This window comes from Pseudomonas sp. MHK4, from assembly GCF_054600775.1.
In genome coordinates, this window is record NZ_BAAIAK010000024.1 from 24,071 (window position 1) to 39,840 (window position 15,770).

The window sequence follows — 15,770 nt, forward strand, 5'->3', positions numbered from 1 at the left end:
ATCAGTTGGAATAAGGGGAGCGGTAAGGGCTGACCGGCAGCTCCATCGAGCCGTCCATGTTTTCGAACATGTAACGCAGGTACATGGCCCCAGTGAATTGCTTGTAGTCCTGAGCGTTGTCCAGGCCGAGATTGCCACCCAGGAAAAAGTTCGAACCGAATTTGTATTCGCCAGCACCACTCAGGCTGTAGCCCACGCCGGTCTTGTTCTGGCCTTTGTAGCGCTGGTTGTTGGCAGCTTGCAGATCTTTGTCGTTCGGAAAGTAATCCGCCGCGTCCTGATCGAAGTACTGCACGCCCACCGAGCCCTTGACCTGATAGGAGAATCGGTCGGTGCGCTGCGCCCAGGTCACCGGAACGCCCAGGGCGAAGTAGCTTTGAGGGCTGAAGTAACCGCCATGGCCGTATGTGAAGAAGTCCTGGTTGTTCTCGAAGCTCAGGCCGGTGGCACTCAGGCCCAAAGTCAGCTTGCTGTCTTCGGCGTTTTGCAGATACCAGTACACGCCGCCGCCCAGTTCGGTGCGGCTGTTGGATTCGACGTTGTGACCGAGCAACTTGTGCCACGAACCGTAGCCGTAGGTGCCGACTTGCTGATCGTCATAGCTGAGCTGAGCCCGCCCGCCGTTGGCCGTCACGCCGCCCCACGACTGGCCGGTACGGTCGTCGGTGGTGCCGGCGAACGAGGTCACGCTGTCCGTCACCGGACGCCTGGAAACACTGACGCCATAGCGCACGTTCGAGTTGTCGGCGAACGGCCGGTCCACGCTTACGCCACCGGCGGCGGTGCTGTACTTGAAGCCGATTGGGGTGGTGCCGACATCGGCCTTGATGCCTTCATCCGGGCGGGCATAGGCCACGCTCAGGCCAACGCCTTTGTCTCGCTGGGAACCGGCGCCGTCGGCGGATGACCCACCGCCGAAACGGCCGGCCGAATCGCTGTCGACACTGCCGGCATTCAGCGATACCGGGGTCACTCGCACGGCGTAGCGGTTCTCGCCCGACGGCACGTTGATCTCCAGCGGTGTTTCAACGTCGGTCATTTTGCTCATGCCCGACTCACTGTCGTTGCTACGGATGGTGACGCCCTGGGTCACGTAGCCGCTGCGCTCCTGCAGGATATTGTCCAGCGCGCGCTGGGCGGAACTGGTTTGGTCCACCGCGACATTGACCGTGGCCTGAGGCGCGAAGGGGTTACCGCCGGCACCGGCAAAGCGCCCCGCCGGCAACGCCTGGGTTCGCGCACCAGCGTCCGCCATGCGTGGCTGGGCCTGGCCCGGATAGGCATCGGCCGGCAGTGCCGCATTGCTAGCGACCACAACCGGCGCGGCCACCTCAAGCTGCGCCTGCGCCGGGGCGGGGATCGCGTCTATCGGTGCGCGGCTCACCTGGTTGCGCTGGCCCGGTAAACCCACGAACGGGTTCGCTGCGACGTTCAGGCTATTGGCCTGGGCCGTCAGGCTGCGCTTCTGCTCGTTCTGCTCAATGGCAACCGCCTTGCGCAGCAACTCGGTGGCCTGGCTGGATTTGCCCATGCGGCGGTAGATCCGCGCCGCTTCGGTCAGCGATTGCGGATCGTAGGTTTCCAGTTTCAGAAACTGTTCCAGCGCACGCTCGGCGTAGCCATTGTCGTGGGCCTGAACCGCCGCGTCAGCGGCATTCAGTAAAATCTGCGGGTCGTTGGGCTGACGCTGCAACAACGGCTTGTATAGCTCGAACGCTTTGGCATTGTCGCCATTGCTGGCATACATACGCGCCAGTGCCGAGACGGCGCCCGCGTCCCCCGGACGCGAAGCCAGCGCCGGTGCCAACGTGTCGTAGGCGGCCGCCAGATCGCCATTTTCACGAAGGATATCGGCTTGGCGAATGCGATACTGATACAGCAGGTCATCGTAGCGTTTGCGCGTGGCCACGCTCATCGGCTGGTTTTGCAAGCCGCGCAGGATCGAGTTGACCTGGGCATCGTCGCCGGTCTTGAGCAACAGGTGGGCGTATTGCAGCATCAGTTCCGCGGACGGCGTCGGCGTCTGGGCGATGACGTCGCGCATCATTTGTTGCGCATGCACCGAGTCGCCGGCATCGACATAGGCTGCGGCAAGGGTCGCCATGCCGTCAGGCGTGCGGCTGGCCACGGGCAGCAAGCGATCGAGCAAGGCCAGGGCTTCCTGGCGTTGGCCACGCTTGGCGATGCTCGCCGCCAGTTTGATCTGCACCGTGAGGGTGATCTGGTCGGCCAACTGATTCATGTCCACGGTGCGGCGCTCGGCCGGTATACGGCTGATGCTCGCTTGCGCGGCGTTCCACTGCTCCATTTCCACCGAAAGCAAGGCACTGGTGTAGAGCGCGTCGATGTTGGTCGGATGGCTTTTCAGATAGCTGTCGATCAGGTCGCGAGCCTTTTGCGGCTCGCCAGCCTTGAGGTATAGGCGCGCCAGGTCGAAACGGGTCCAGACGTTGTCCGGGTCGTCCTGCACGGCTTGCGCCAGGGCTTGTTGCGCGGAGCGGTTGTCACCTCGCTGTTCGGCCAGTTTGGCCGCTTGTGTAGAACGCAAGGCACGCAGGCGAGCGCCGCCACCCATCTCGGCCTGCTGGGCCGGAGTCAAGGTATCGAGCAGGCGCAGGGCTTCATCGGCCTGGCCGGTCTGCGACAGCACATTGACCAGGCCTTGAACGGCCTGCGGGTTACCGCGCTGCACATTCAGCACCTGGCGATAGTTGGCCTGCGCCGCGTCCAGTTGCCCGGCCTGGGCCTGAATGTCGGCCAGCGCCAGGCGCGCATCGACACCATTCGGGTTCAGGCGCATAGCCTGGGCAATGCTGGCTTGTGCCTTGGCCGGCTGCGTCCGGGCCTGGTCGCGGGCCTGTTGCAGCAGCGCCCAATAACGCACGTTATCCAACGCTGGCTTCCAGCGTGTGCCGCCATTGGCGATGGCCCGGTTGAGCAACTGCTCGGCTTCGCCGAAACGGTTTTGTTGCTGACGCACCACGCCGAGGCCACCCAGGGCATCGGCGTCGTCGGGTTTGCTTTTCAGGCGGGAGGCGAAGGCTTGTTCGGCGCCGGCCCGCTCACCCTTCTCCAGCGCTTGCAGCCCTCGTGCCACCAGCGGATCTTGCCGCCAGCCCGAAGCACCGGCGGTGGTCGACTGCGACTGGCCTTTGTTGAGCAGGTCGCGGATTTCCTGGTCGTCGGGATGTACTTTCAGGAAGTCATCGAACAACGGCACCTGCGAGGCATTCGGCGGCCCCATCCAAACCAGCGCCAGGCGCCAGCTCTCATCGGCGTCCCCCGCGATATCGGTACGCGTCGACAGTTTGGCAAGAGCCCGGATGCCTTCCGGGCGGCTGTCTTCATGACGTACCAGATGCTTGGCCAGGAACAGCGCGACAATCGAGTCATTCGGCGTTTCCCGCAGCAAGCGCTCAAGGCCTTTGCGCGCTTCGGGCCAGCCGGCATCGTTGAACGCCAGGTTGGTGTAGAACTCGCGACCGATCTTGCCTTCAGGCGTGCGGCCGGCAAACAATTGGCGGAACACTTCGGTCGCCTTGTCACGCTGGTCGCCGTCGGCCAGTCGCCGGGCTTCATCCAGCAGGGCAATATTCTGCGGGTCGGTCAGGGCGATGTCCTGCTCGAGTTGCGCGGCCTGCCAGGGCCGTGGCGACAATGCCTGCAAGCGCGCCAGATACTGTTGCGCCTGTTGCGGTTTATCCTGTTTGACGCCGATCAGGCCCATGCCATACAGCGCGTCGATCTGGTTGGGGTCCAGGCGCAGCACTTTCTCCCAGGCTTCTGACGCACGTGCAGCGTTATCCCGGGCCTGCCAATACTGGCCCTGCTCCACCAGACGCATTTGCGCATCGCTGGTTTCGGCGAGGGCGGTGGTGCCGATGAGGGCGGCGAGAATACCGATGGCTAGCGTGTGACGGCGCGGGTGCATGACGTCTCCCAAGTCAGTTTGAGCGTTCCGTCATCACGAAACTGGTAGCGTTTTTCTGCCCAGCCGAGTGCGAACAGACTAAGCATGGCGTTGTAGTACAGCGGTTCGACACGTTCGTGATCGGCTTTGGCAAGCGCCGCATTCAAAGCCGTCTCGACCCGACGTTGCTGCTGCTCGGCCAGCCAGGGTTGACCTTTGGCCTGGAAGTACGGAATCAGGGCAGCAGAGTACCCGAACGGGCCCTGGCCTTCGAGCGCACCGCTGATGACCTGGACCTTTTCCGGAGGAATGCCAGTGGATGCCGTGCTGTTCGACATGCCGTCCAGGCGTGCCAGCAGCTGTGCCGCCAACGGGTCGGTCGTGGGCGTCATGCCGGCCCACAAGTAGACGCGAATAGCGTCATAACTGCCCAGCTCGCCTTTGACCGGATCAACCACAAACAGACCGGCTTTCGGCGCGGTGGCGCGATAGCCGATCCAGTCCGCCACATAACCTTTCGGGCTGGAGGCACTGACCATTTTTACGGTGTTTTCGGCGATTTCCTTCCACGGCCCACTCGGTGATTCCTTGGCCAGTCGGCGCAGCAACGGCAGCGGCAAATAGCTCGGATTCAGGCGCCACAGGTGATCGGGCTGAATGAAACCTTCGGGGCCGGGCAGGATTATTTTGCCCAGCCCCGGCAGGCTCACCACCAAGTTGGTTTCAATGTTCCCGAGCATGCGCAGGGCGTCTTCGCGGTAGTCCGGGCGCTGCCACAGCCGCGCCGCTTCCAGCAGCGAGTAAACGATCCAAAGGTCCGAATCGGACGCCGAGTTGGCGTCTTGCAACTGCCATTTGCCGTCCTTGCCCTGCCCCCACAACCACCCTGGCAGACGGTTGCCGGCATCGGCGCCGGCCATGTTGGCGGCGGTCCACTTCCACAAGGCATCGAAACGCTCGCGGTCATTGCCAATCAGCGCAAACAGCATGCCGTAGGACTGGCCTTCTGAGGTGCTGTGATTGGCTTCGACGCTGGACTCCAGCAGGCGACCGTCGTTCTGCACGAAACGCGTGGCATAGGTTTGCCACAGCGGCCAATCGACACTTTTGCATGCGGCCTCGTCAGCCATGGCCGGTGTCAGGCTCAAGGTCGCCAGCGTGCCAGCCAGCCAAAGCACGGCCCGGCGCCAGCGGGGCTCGTGGGCAGAATTACATCCAGGGATCCTGTGGTTTTTCATGGTTTGCTCAGTCGCCCAACCGCTGTTTGGCACGCGAGCGCAGCGCCACATAGGCCACACAACTGAGCAGCACCACACCGAGGCCGGTCAGCAGCAGCGTCAAACCGACATGACGCGAGAGCATCCATTCAAGGCGTTTGAACGGGCCCAGTTCGCCGACGTAGTACTGCTCGTCCGCCAACAGTGGCTCGATGGTCTTGCCGCGCACCACCACCAGGCTGCCCTGGATCGACTGGGTGTAATCCTCGCCGCCGATCAGGGCATTGGTCGCCTCGGCCAGGCCTTGCGGCTGTCCGCTGGCGATCACCACGACGCTGCGACCGTTTTTGAGCGGCGATTCGAATCCGGTCAGGTAAGTGCTGCGAGCGCCGCCGGAGAAGGCCATGGCCAATCGCGCCTTGCGCTGGTTCGCTTCCGGGTCGGGACTGAACCAGTCGCGTACGCGCATTGGCAAGTCAGACAGGTGAAAGCTCTGTTGGTCGCCGCCATCGGTCGCCGGCAGGCGATCGGCCCACTGGGTCAGCAATGGCTGGTTGTTGCCGGAAGCGAACACCAGCAAGTCTCTATCCGCTACTGCCTGAACCTGCGCCGCTTGCGTCACCACCACGCCAGTGGCCGGATAGCCGGTGGACTGGCCGAAGCGACCGAGCACGGTCAAGTAGGCATCCAGCTCGGCAGCGCCAGCGTTGTCCGGCAGGATCAAGGCGGTCTGCGACAGATCAGCCAGACGGGTGAACGGGAAGCCTGCGTCCTTGAACACGCCGAGGTTCGGCATGGCCATGAAGTGGTCGTAGCCGCTCAGGTCCAGGGTCGATTCCGGATCGATGCTGCCGCGCATGTTGTCGATGATGATGTCGCCACATTCACCCTGCTTGATGTAGTCGAACATGAAGCGCAGTTGCAGGCGCGATTGCAGGGCCACCGAATTCAACGGCAGGCGCACGCGGGTTTCGCGGTTGAGGCTGTCGTCGTTGAGCTTCAGGGCTTTCAATACGCTATTTTCGAGCTTGTCCTGGGGCAGCAGGTTCTGTGATTGGATCAAGCCATCGTTGAAGCTGACGATGAACGAGGAATTGCTCGACTTCTCTTGCGGCGTGTAGCGGTATTTCACGTTCAGCGGCGCACCTTCATCACGCCAGGTGAACAGGTCCGGCGGGAAATTCAACGGTACGGTGATGTCGCCCGGGTTGTAGCCCGATACGTTGAATTGCTTGGCCGGCAGCAGCTCGCCGAGCTTGACCGGGCGATCGCTCGGCAGCCAGTTCGGGGCATCGTAAGGCTTGCGCGGCTGCACGCTGTCGAGTCGATCGATCACCACGCTGCTGCCCGACAGCGCCTGACTGCCGAGCACCAGCGCGGTAGTCGCCGTCTTGAGTTCGGCGGCATCGCGGCCGCTGATTACCAGCAACTTGCCATTCTCGTCATTGGGGTTGGCCATCAAGCTCAGGGTCGGGCCCTTGGCCGCCGGCAGGCTCAGCCCGTCGACCTGCAACGCATCGGGCCCGCTGAGCAGCACCACGGCATTGCCGTGGGTCGGGATCTGGTTGAGACGCGTAGAGAACTTCGCCCCGCGGTAACTGGCCTGGGCGCCGAACCACGACGACAGGGCGCCAGCCGCTTCCAGGGTGGCATTGTCGGGCGCTGTGGCGAACACGAATGGCAGGCCCAGGGTGCGCGCATCGCGACGGTCGAAGAATGGCAACGGCAAGATCGACAGATCGTTCGGCAGCGCCAGCGGCGACACTTCGATGCTCAGCTCGGTGGCGTTGCTGATTTTCGCCCACAGGCTGGAATGCGTGGGGTCTTCGCAACTCATGGTGTAGTGACCGACGAATTGCAGGCTCAAGCGGTTGAACTCGGTAATCAACTGCGGCGGGATGGTGACTTCGTGGGTTTGCAGTTGACCGGCGTTTTCCTTGGGCAACGGCAGGCTTGCGGCCACTTCATCGTTGACGATGACGTTGATCTGCGACAGTTCGGCCAACAACGCCGGCGAATAGGTGTATTGCAGTTTCAGCCTGGCGCCGGTCACGATGGAATCGGCACGCACATCGAAGTTGACGCTGTCGGTAGATTCCACGCCCCGCAGGCTCATTGGATAATTGCGGCCCAGTTGCTTGAGCGTCACGCTGTAGCTGTTGGCACCCGGCGCCGCATCCACTGGCACGGTCTCGGCGAATGCCGTCGCGCCGCCACCCATTGCAAGCAAGGCGCACGTCATGCGTACCAAGGCGCGGCGCGGCGCGCTCAGGCTACCGAAAGCGAAAGACTTCGAGTTCATCACTTGTCCAAAACATTTTCCAGGGTGGACGGGGAGACGTGGCGACGACGGAAAAGGTTCCGCACTTCCATGACCGTTGCTTTGAAGAGTTCGTAGATACCGCGAAGTGCAATGCCGCTGACATCGCGCAAGGCGGCCAGGGGCGTATCGACCTGGCCATTGCCCCAGGTCGAGGCCCAAGTGTCGGCGCGGGAGAATGTCAGCCGTATCAGCTCGCTTTGCTGGCGCAAGGTCAACTGGTCGAATTGCGCCCCCAACAGATCCCCGCGACTGAATACGATGACGGCCGGGAGCACGCTCAGCTGTTGCTTGCGAAACAGCGAAATCTTCACCCGCTCGCCCTTGGGAATCTCGATGCCATCAGGCAAGCGGAAGCCCAGGCCTTTTTGCGAGAAGTCCTGGGTCACGCCCTCGATCACCGTGCCATCGGCACGGGTCAAGCGCATCGGCAGGACCGCCGCCACCCGTGGTTCGGAACGCACCTGACGAGTTTCGCTGGCCACCGCCACCGAGGCGCTGGTGATGATGAGGTTGTAGACGGTCCACGCCAGGTTGATCAGGATCGTGGTCGTGGCGCCTTCGGCACCCTCCATCAGGCGCATGCCGCCATAGATCAGGCCAGCGGCGTTGAGGATCAACAGCACGATGTACGGCCGGGCCAGTTTCCATTCGAAGTACTTCTTATCGATCACTCCGCCCTTGTCGGTCACGTTGAAGCCGCCGAACTTGGGGTTGACCAGCGCCATCAGAACCGGGCCCATGATGTACCAGGCCAGCACCGTCTCGTAGACCTCGTTCCAGAACGAATGGCGGAACCGTCCCTGGATACTGGAGTTGGTCAGGCTGGCGTGAAGAATGTGCGGCAGTACGTACGCGGTGATCATCAACGCCGAGGCGTGGAAAATCTGTGCATCGAAAAACAGGAACGCCAGCGGCGCGGTCAGGAACGCCAGACGCGGCAGCCCGTAGAAAAAGTGCAGCATCGCGTTCAGGTAACACAGGCGCTGACCCATGCTCAGGCCCTTGCCGAGGAGCGGGTTGTCGGTGCGGAAGATTTGCGCCATACCCCGTGCCCAGCGAATCCGCTGGCTGATGTGGCGCGACAGGCTTTCCGTTGCCAGGCCCGCGGCCTGGGGAATGGCCAGGTACGCGGTGTTATAACCGGCGCGATTGAGCTTGAGCGCGGTGTGGGCATCTTCGGTGACGGTCTCGACGGCCACGCCACCGACCTCCAGCAAAGGTGCACGACGGATCACTGCACACGAGCCGCAGAAGAACGTCGCGTTCCACAGGTCGTTTCCGTCCTGCACCAGACCGTAGAACAACTCGCCTTCGTTCGGCACGGAACGGAAGGTATCGAGGTTTTTCTCGAAGGGGTCCGGCGAGAAAAAGAAGTGCGGCGTTTGCAGCATCGCCAGCTTCGGGTCCTTGATGAACCAGCCGACACACACCTGGAGGAAAGAACGGGTCGGCACGTGGTCGGCGTCGAAAATGGTCACGAACTCACCACTGGTGACCTTGAGCGCCTCGTTCAGGTTGCCGGCCTTGGCGTGGCGGTTGTTGTCACGAACGATGTAATTCACGCCGATCTGTTCGCAGAACTCGCGGAAGTCTTCGCGGCGACCGTCGTCCAGCACATGCACGCGCAGTTTGTCCTGGGGCCAGTCGATGGCCTGGGCGGCGAAGATGGTGACCTTGACGATGTCGAGGGTTTCGTTGTACGACGGGATGAACACATCGACCGTCGGCCACTCGCTCGGCGGTCCGCTCATCAATACCGGTTTGCGGCGCAGCGGCCAGGCGGTTTGCACATAGCCGAACACCAGCACGATCATCGCGTACAGCTCGGCCAGGACCAGGCCGTAGCCGAACAGCATGTCGACCCAGCCCTCGAACCCGAGGGTGGAAGTGAGTCGCCAGTACAGGTAGCGCAGGGAAGCGGTCAGTGACAGTGCGATGAGCATCAGCACGTTCAGGCGCCCGGGAATCTTGCGCAGTACCATCGCAGCGATGAAGCAGCCGAGGGCAAAGAAGCACTGCGAATACAGGTCGAACGGCACCGTGATGATGAACAGCGCCAACAGGCCGCAGAACAGCATCACGCTGACGGTCAGCGCCCGACGCAACGCCACTGGCAGGCTGTCCAGGCGATCGGAAAGCGATTGTGCCCAACGCTGCGAACGGGATGGGGCGCCCGCATCTGGAGCGGTGGTGTTGATCACGACGCGTATGACTCTGCAACGGCCGTGGCTTGTAACTGCGTCTTGAGCCTGTCACTCAGCATCAGCATGTCGCGGCAAGCCTGGGACGACTCGGCTTGCAGCAGCGGGTTTTCACCATAGGCCAGGGCTTCGCCAATGGCATGATCGAGCGCCACGACACCCAGCAGCCGCGAACCGAGGCGGCGCTTGAGCACTTCGTGCATGTCCCGGCAGAACAGGCGATCTGTGTCGAACTGATTGATCACATAATTGCACAGCGGCGCCTGGTCCCGAGCTCCGCGTTCTTCCAGCAAACGCTCCATCGGGTCCAGCGTGACGAAACAGGCCGCATCGGCGGTTGCGACGACCAGCACCTGATCAGCCACCATCAAGGCCTGCGTCAGGTAGGGCGTGCGACCCGTTGGCGTGTCGAGAATCACCACATCGTTTTCGCACAGGTCCATGCTCGCCAACTGGCTGGCCAGCCAGTAACGATCGTTTTCCAGATAGCGCTCCAGCGTACGGCGCTCGTCCTCGGTCACCGAGCCGTAGGGCAGCAGTAACGAACCCACAGCGTCGGCCAGCAGCAGTGACTTCCAGTTCTCACCCTTGAGGCTGGCGTACGCCATTCCTGCCACATCCGGCTCGGCACCCATGTGGTGTTGCAGGGCATTTTGCGGATCGAGGTCAATGGCCAGTGTCCGTCCGCCCTCCAGACGCAACGCGGTGGTCAGCGCAGCAGCGAGCGTGCTTTTGCCAACGCCACCCTTGGCCGATACCACCGCAATGACATGCGCCTTGGTCTTGGCCGGACGACCATGGGGCAGCGCCTGGCGCAGAGCCTCTTGATTACGGGCTTGCGCTTCGGCCTGACGTGCCAGCGCGACTTCGGCCAGCAAGTGACGAAGTGGTGCAGCAGGCTGCGGGGTATCCGCGTGCAGCGTATCGGCCGCAGCGCTATCGCGTTGCTCAATCAACTGGTCGACTGCAACTACTGGCGTAGGCTCTGGCGCAGTCGCCACCAGCGTCAACGGTTTTTCCTTGTAGTCGAAATGGCTGCCGAACTCGAGATAACTGTCCGCACTTGCCCCGAACCTGTTGAATAGGTTCGATATATCGTCTGTACGATTCATAAAAAACTATCCGAGGCGCTGGCACATAAGGGAGCATGTAGCTCGAGGGTTCATCGAGGCAGCCATCAAAATGAGATCGTCAATATTTTGAATGGTGCAATTGTAATAGTTGAAAGCGATTAAAAAAACCTTTTTTATCGCCATAAAATTGACGAAAAACGGTTTTTTTTATTTGGCGCATCCTGCGCAATCCCGACAGCCGAACTGCAACGCAAGCTACTAAATACAAGCCCCCGAACGGCGGCGCGAGATTATCCAGCAAGCACTGCCCATGCGCACATGATTTGCGCCAGATGGCAGCCCAGTAGATGGGCGGCAATCTGTTACCGCCAACTAAACAAAGCAATTCACGGACCATATGAACTATGGTTACAAGCATGTTTAATTCGAACTCAAACATATATGTTTTAAATCAATATCTTAGTTCTTACTTGGTGATGATCTGGCCGCTAACGAACTGCCCGGGACGGCTGCACGTGCATTTTTTGACGCCAGGGGTATGGCGAGCGCCCTCTACTGGCGCGACGTTGACTATGCTGCTGACAGCATGACGCTGTTCACTTCTGGGGGGATGCTTGATGTTCTACGTGCACCGCAATACAGACGGCCGACTGCTGCGCGTGGAAGCCGAAGCCTACGCCGAATCCACGGAAACGCTGCCGGCCGACCACCCTGACCTCCAGGCCTGGTTCGCCAATGAAGTCATGGCCACCAGCCACAAACAACTGCTGCAAATCAAACAGCTCAAGCAACTGCGCCAGAGCGACCTGGAAATGATCCGGGTACTCGATGACTTGATCGCCGTGCTGATCAGCAAAGGCGTGATTCTCGTTACTGACCTGCCAGAGCCCGCGCAGACCAAACTCATGGACCGCTTCCAGGCGCGTGAGGCGTTGGGTGGGTTGAGTAATCTGGTTGAGGATGATGAGGCAGGGTTTATCTGAAACCCGGGAAGCTGCAAAAAGATCGCAGCCTTTGCCAGCTACCGCTGTGCGAAGGCTGCGATCTTTGCGATACCCTAATCCCAAGGCCTGGGCTCACCCACCAACCGGCCCTGAACGCCGTACACGCCCATCTCGCGAATCACCGCCAACTCCCCTTGCGTCTCCACCCGTTCGGCAATCAACGGCAGATCGATACTATGGGCCGCGCGCTGGACGGCTTCGATGAACAGGTGTTTGTCGCGCTCCTGATCAATCGCACGGATGTAGCTGCCGTCGATCTTCAAGTACGCCAGACCCAACCGCGCCAGGTTGCCGATCATGCTGAAGCGCCCACCGAAATGCTGCAGGCTCAAGGAGAACCCGAGGTCTCGCAAGCGCCGCGTCAGCGCTTCGAGACTGGCTTGCTGTGGCAATTGCTCTTCGCCGATTTCCAGGGTCAGTCGGGGTCCCAGATTGGAGTGAGAGCGCAGCGTGTCGAAGAGCGCAGTCAACGCTTGCGGGTTATCCAGGGTGGCGGACGACAGGTTCAGCGCCAGCGACTCTTCGTGTGAGTCCATCTGCTCCAGCACCAGCTCCAGCATCAGCCGATCCAGGCGCGCCGCCCAGCCGAACCGCTCCAGCCACGGCAGGAAACGTCCGGCAGGGATGCTCTGGCCCTGGTCGTCGATCAGTCGGGAAAGCACTTTGTGGTGCAGTATCAGCTGCGTGTCCTGACTGGCCACCACGGGTTGGAAAAACAACTTGAAACGTCGCTGCTCCAAGGCCTGATCCAGCAGGTTGTGCCAGGCATGATGGTCGTCGCCGACACCGACCAAGGTACTGTGATGCAGGCAGACCCAGTTCGAATCGGCCTGGCCTTCGGCTTGCGCCAAAGCCTGATCCGCCAGCCCGAGCACGGCTTGCGGGGCATCGCCATGAATAAACGGCGCCAGCCCGATCGCCGCTACGGAGGCGACGTCAGTAGCGCCGGTCGCGTGCAGGCTGGCCAGGGCCATGTCGAGGTGCTTCGCCAGTTGCACCGCTTCCTCACGCACCAGGCCTGGGGCCAGAACAGCGAATTCGCCGCCACGAATCCGTGTGACCAGGTTATTTGTTTCAGGGTATCTGGCGCACTCGCGGGACAGCTGCTCGCCAACCGCCTGGAGCAATGCATCCGTGCGCTGGCCACCCAGCCGCTGGTTCAACCCAGCCAGATCCTTGACCCGCAACAGCAGCAAGTAACCGGAACTGGCCAGCTCGGGATTGCTCACCCGTGCGTTCAGTTGCATCTCGAAGTAACGTCGATTGGCCAAGCCGGTCAGGTTGTCCTGATAGGACTCGACCCGCAGCTTTTCACTGCGTTCGGCCTGCTCCTGAAACAGCGCCTTGAGCTTCTCGACCATCTGGTTCATGGCCTGCACCACGCGACGCAATTCCGGCGTACGCGGCAACTGCGGCAGGCTGAGAAACTCGCGGCGGGCAATGGCGTGGGACTGCTGGACCATATAATCGAGGGGCTTTAATTGCCGACGCAGCAACAGCGCGCCCAATATCGCGCTGACCACGCCACAGAACAGCAACCAGCCCAGGCTGCCCAACGCGCTCTGCCACAACTTGGCCAGTGCGAACATCGGGTGACTGACCACCTCGACCCGTGCGGCCTGTTCCCAGCCGCGACTGACTATGGCATCGCCACCGGCGGGCTCCAGGCCAATCAGCTTGACGAACCAGTCAGGCACCCGGGTATCGGTCGGAATGCCGCTGCGTTCGACCAGAGTCTTGTCATTGGATAAGTCGACCACACGGATGCTGGAGTAATAACCGCTGTCAAAGATCGAGCTGACCAGCAATTCGGTCATCGCCGGGTCGTCGATATTCGGCGTCAGTGACAGCGCCAGCGCCGTCGCGCCGTCCTGGGCGTGGGAACGTAGCTGGTTGACGTATTGGGAGCGCGAGCTTTCCAGGCTGACCATGAAGCTGCCGGTGAAGGCGACGACCAGGAACAGACAGATAGCGATCAAAAGCTGTTTGAACAAAGACATCTGTGGGCGTGCTCCTAGTTGGTCGTCTCGACCGGGAATCCTTCGGCCTGCATTTTTTTCAGCACATCCTGCCAACGGGACAGACGCTTGGTGTCCCCGACCTTCTGATTGCCCTTGGCCCCCGGTAACCACAACCCTTCTGCATTGAAAGCGTAGACCGGCAGCAAATCCTTTCTCTGGCTGGCCGGCCTGATCGCGTCGATAAGGCTGTCGAGAACCAGTGGCTCGGCGTCCGGGGTTGAGTAGTAAGTCAGCACCATGTGCGCGCGATTCAGGCTCAGCGCCTTTACGTAGGTGATGCGCAGTTTGTCACTGGAAACGCCAAGGTGGCGCAGACTGAAATATTTGGCGATCGCGTAGTCTTCGCAGTCACCGGCGCCTTTCCACAGGGCTTCAACGGGTGTTTCCCAGTAATCGACCTGGCGCCATAGGTCGATGTCTTCGACGTAGCGCAATTGTTTGTTGAAGAAACGGTTGATGACGTTGAGCTGGTCCAGTTCGCCAACCTGATTCTGCGTCGCCAACACGTGCTGCCACGCATCGATGCGCTGCTGACCTTCACCCAAAGGTCCGTACAATGCCTGCGCCCGACGGCTGATCAGGGAAAAGTCCCAATCGGCCTGCACACCACCCAGCAGCACACCGGCCAGCAGCAAGGCGCCACACGACCGGCGCAACATCCGGGATATCGGAAAACGTACCGCCAAGGCGAGGCATCCAGGGTAGTCAGGTGGAATCGGTTGATGGTGTAGGTTAGCTCGGGAAAAAACAATGGCACACTGAGATCACTGACTGCACGCTAAACTAAGGAAGAGGCGCTCTGTCGGGCGTTTGACAAGCCGTCAGGCAGTCTCTAGTGTCAGTTGGATCCAAAAATAATTCAGTCAATCAGGGTGCGTTGTAGTGACACAAAAACCCAACCCTCTCAGCAGCATCAAGGTCAACGGTCCCATTGCGGCGCACCTGGCGCGCTCGGTTATCGAAGAAACCTTGCGCTCGGCCATCCTGGACGGTCGCCTGCCGTGTGGCATCGCTCTGCGCCAGCAGGACCTGGCTGATCTCTTCGGTGTCAGCCGCATGCCTGTGCGCGAAGCGTTGCGTCAACTGGAAGCCCAGGCATTGCTCAACGTGGTTGCCCATAAAGGCGCCGTAGTTGCCCCGCTGGTCCAGGGCGATGCCGTGGAAACCTATGCCCTGCGAATTTTGCTGGAGTCCGAAGCATTGCGCCTGTCGGTGCCGCTGCTTGAGTCGGCGGATCTCGAACAGGCCGCGCGCTATATTGACGAGCTGGAGACGGAACAGGACTACACCGAAATTGGCCGGCTCAATCGCCTCTTCCATATGTCGCTCTACAGCAGGGCAACCAATCGCCGGTTGCTGAAACTGGTGGAGGACGGGCTGAACGAAGAAGAGCGCTTCCTGCGCTTCAATCTCGAAGCGATGGGCCTGGGCAAGTTGTCCCAGGAAGATCACCGGGCCATGTGGCGGGCCGCCGAAGCGCGGGATGTCGAAGGATCGGTGCGATTGCTGGTAAACCATCTCAATCGCGGGGTCGAGGTCATCACCCGGTACCTCGCCAGTCCAGAAGCCAAGAATAGAAAAACCTCGTAGAAAAGGCAGTGGCAGGCCTTCTGCCAGGGATTCCTTTACGGTTTTTGGCAGTCTAAAACGACAAAACCCCTGTCTGCGCTAGCAGACAGGGGTTTCGGAATTCAATCTTGACGATGACCTACTCTCACATGGGGAAACCCCACACTACCATCGGCGATGCATCGTTTCACTTCTGAGTTCGGGATGGGATCAGGTGGTTCCAACGCTCTATGGTCGTCAAGAAATTCTGTGTGCCGATGCGTCGTAACGACGTGCCAGCGAATTCTTGATGTTTCTACTAAAAGACAAAACCCCTACCTGCATACGCAGATAGGGGTTTCGGAATTTAATCTTGACGATGACCTACTCTCACATGGGGAAACCCCACACTACCATCGGCGATGCATCGTTTCACTTCTGAGTTCGGGATGGGATCAGGTGGTTCCAACGCT

9 protein-coding genes and 2 rRNA genes are annotated in these 15,770 nt (G+C 60.9%); 2 read left to right on the top strand and 9 right to left on the bottom strand.

Features of this window, described 5'->3' with window-relative positions:
• Position 1: 1 nt before the first annotated feature.
• From ACYP2Q_RS30455 to bcsQ, 5 genes are read right to left on the bottom strand one after another with little or no spacing between them, the layout of a single operon-like run.
• Positions 2 to 3,931, bottom strand: coding sequence for a cellulose synthase subunit BcsC-related outer membrane protein (locus tag ACYP2Q_RS30455; protein ID WP_459733886.1), 3,930 nt, complete (start codon positions 3,929 to 3,931; stop codon positions 2 to 4).
• The gene (gene bcsZ / locus ACYP2Q_RS30460; protein WP_459733887.1) at positions 3,907 to 5,148 is read right to left on the bottom strand and encodes a cellulose synthase complex periplasmic endoglucanase BcsZ; all 1,242 of its coding nucleotides are present in this window, start codon (positions 5,146 to 5,148) and stop codon (positions 3,907 to 3,909) included. Before bcsZ ends, ACYP2Q_RS30455 begins: the two co-directional genes overlap by 25 nt.
• Positions 5,149 to 5,155: 7 nt before the next feature.
• A complete protein-coding gene (bcsB, locus tag ACYP2Q_RS30465; RefSeq protein ID WP_459733888.1) occupies positions 5,156 to 7,429 on the bottom strand; it encodes a cellulose biosynthesis cyclic di-GMP-binding regulatory protein BcsB in 2,274 nt (757 codons plus the stop codon).
• Entirely contained in the window at positions 7,429 to 9,651 is a 2,223-nt protein-coding gene (gene bcsA / locus ACYP2Q_RS30470) for a UDP-forming cellulose synthase catalytic subunit (RefSeq protein ID WP_459733889.1), read from the bottom strand. The genes bcsB and bcsA overlap by 1 nt, the downstream gene beginning before the upstream one ends.
• The gene (bcsQ, locus tag ACYP2Q_RS30475; protein WP_459733890.1) at positions 9,648 to 10,763 is read right to left on the bottom strand and encodes a cellulose biosynthesis protein BcsQ; all 1,116 of its coding nucleotides are present in this window, start codon (positions 10,761 to 10,763) and stop codon (positions 9,648 to 9,650) included. Before bcsQ ends, bcsA begins: the two co-directional genes overlap by 4 nt.
• 578 nt (positions 10,764 to 11,341) lie before the next feature.
• Here bcsQ and ACYP2Q_RS30480 point away from each other — a divergent pair.
• Positions 11,342 to 11,707 (top strand): tryptophan synthase subunit beta, encoded by a 366-nt coding sequence (locus ACYP2Q_RS30480; RefSeq protein ID WP_459733891.1) that lies wholly within the window; start codon positions 11,342 to 11,344, stop codon positions 11,705 to 11,707.
• Positions 11,708 to 11,781: 74 nt separating this feature from the next.
• On the opposite strand, the gene lapD is transcribed toward ACYP2Q_RS30480, so the two are convergent.
• The gene (gene lapD / locus ACYP2Q_RS30485) at positions 11,782 to 13,728 is read right to left on the bottom strand and encodes a cyclic di-GMP receptor LapD (protein ID WP_459733892.1); all 1,947 of its coding nucleotides are present in this window, start codon (positions 13,726 to 13,728) and stop codon (positions 11,782 to 11,784) included.
• A gap of 14 nt (positions 13,729 to 13,742) precedes the next feature.
• Positions 13,743 to 14,435, bottom strand: coding sequence for a cysteine protease LapG (gene lapG / locus ACYP2Q_RS30490; protein ID WP_459733893.1), 693 nt, complete (start codon positions 14,433 to 14,435; stop codon positions 13,743 to 13,745).
• A 196-nt stretch (positions 14,436 to 14,631) separates the two neighbouring features.
• On the opposite strand from lapG, the gene ACYP2Q_RS30495 reads away from it, so the two are divergent.
• Positions 14,632 to 15,339 (top strand): GntR family transcriptional regulator, encoded by a 708-nt coding sequence (locus ACYP2Q_RS30495; protein WP_459733894.1) that lies wholly within the window; start codon positions 14,632 to 14,634, stop codon positions 15,337 to 15,339.
• A 105-nt stretch (positions 15,340 to 15,444) separates the two neighbouring features.
• Here ACYP2Q_RS30495 and rrf (ACYP2Q_RS30500) read toward each other — a convergent pair.
• Together rrf (ACYP2Q_RS30500) and rrf (ACYP2Q_RS30505) are read right to left on the bottom strand one after the other, a co-directional pair.
• Positions 15,445 to 15,560: ribosomal RNA gene (rrf, locus tag ACYP2Q_RS30500) — 5S ribosomal RNA — on the bottom strand.
• Between the two features lie 108 nt (positions 15,561 to 15,668).
• Positions 15,669 to 15,770 (bottom strand): 5S ribosomal RNA (gene rrf / locus ACYP2Q_RS30505); the annotation flags it as partial.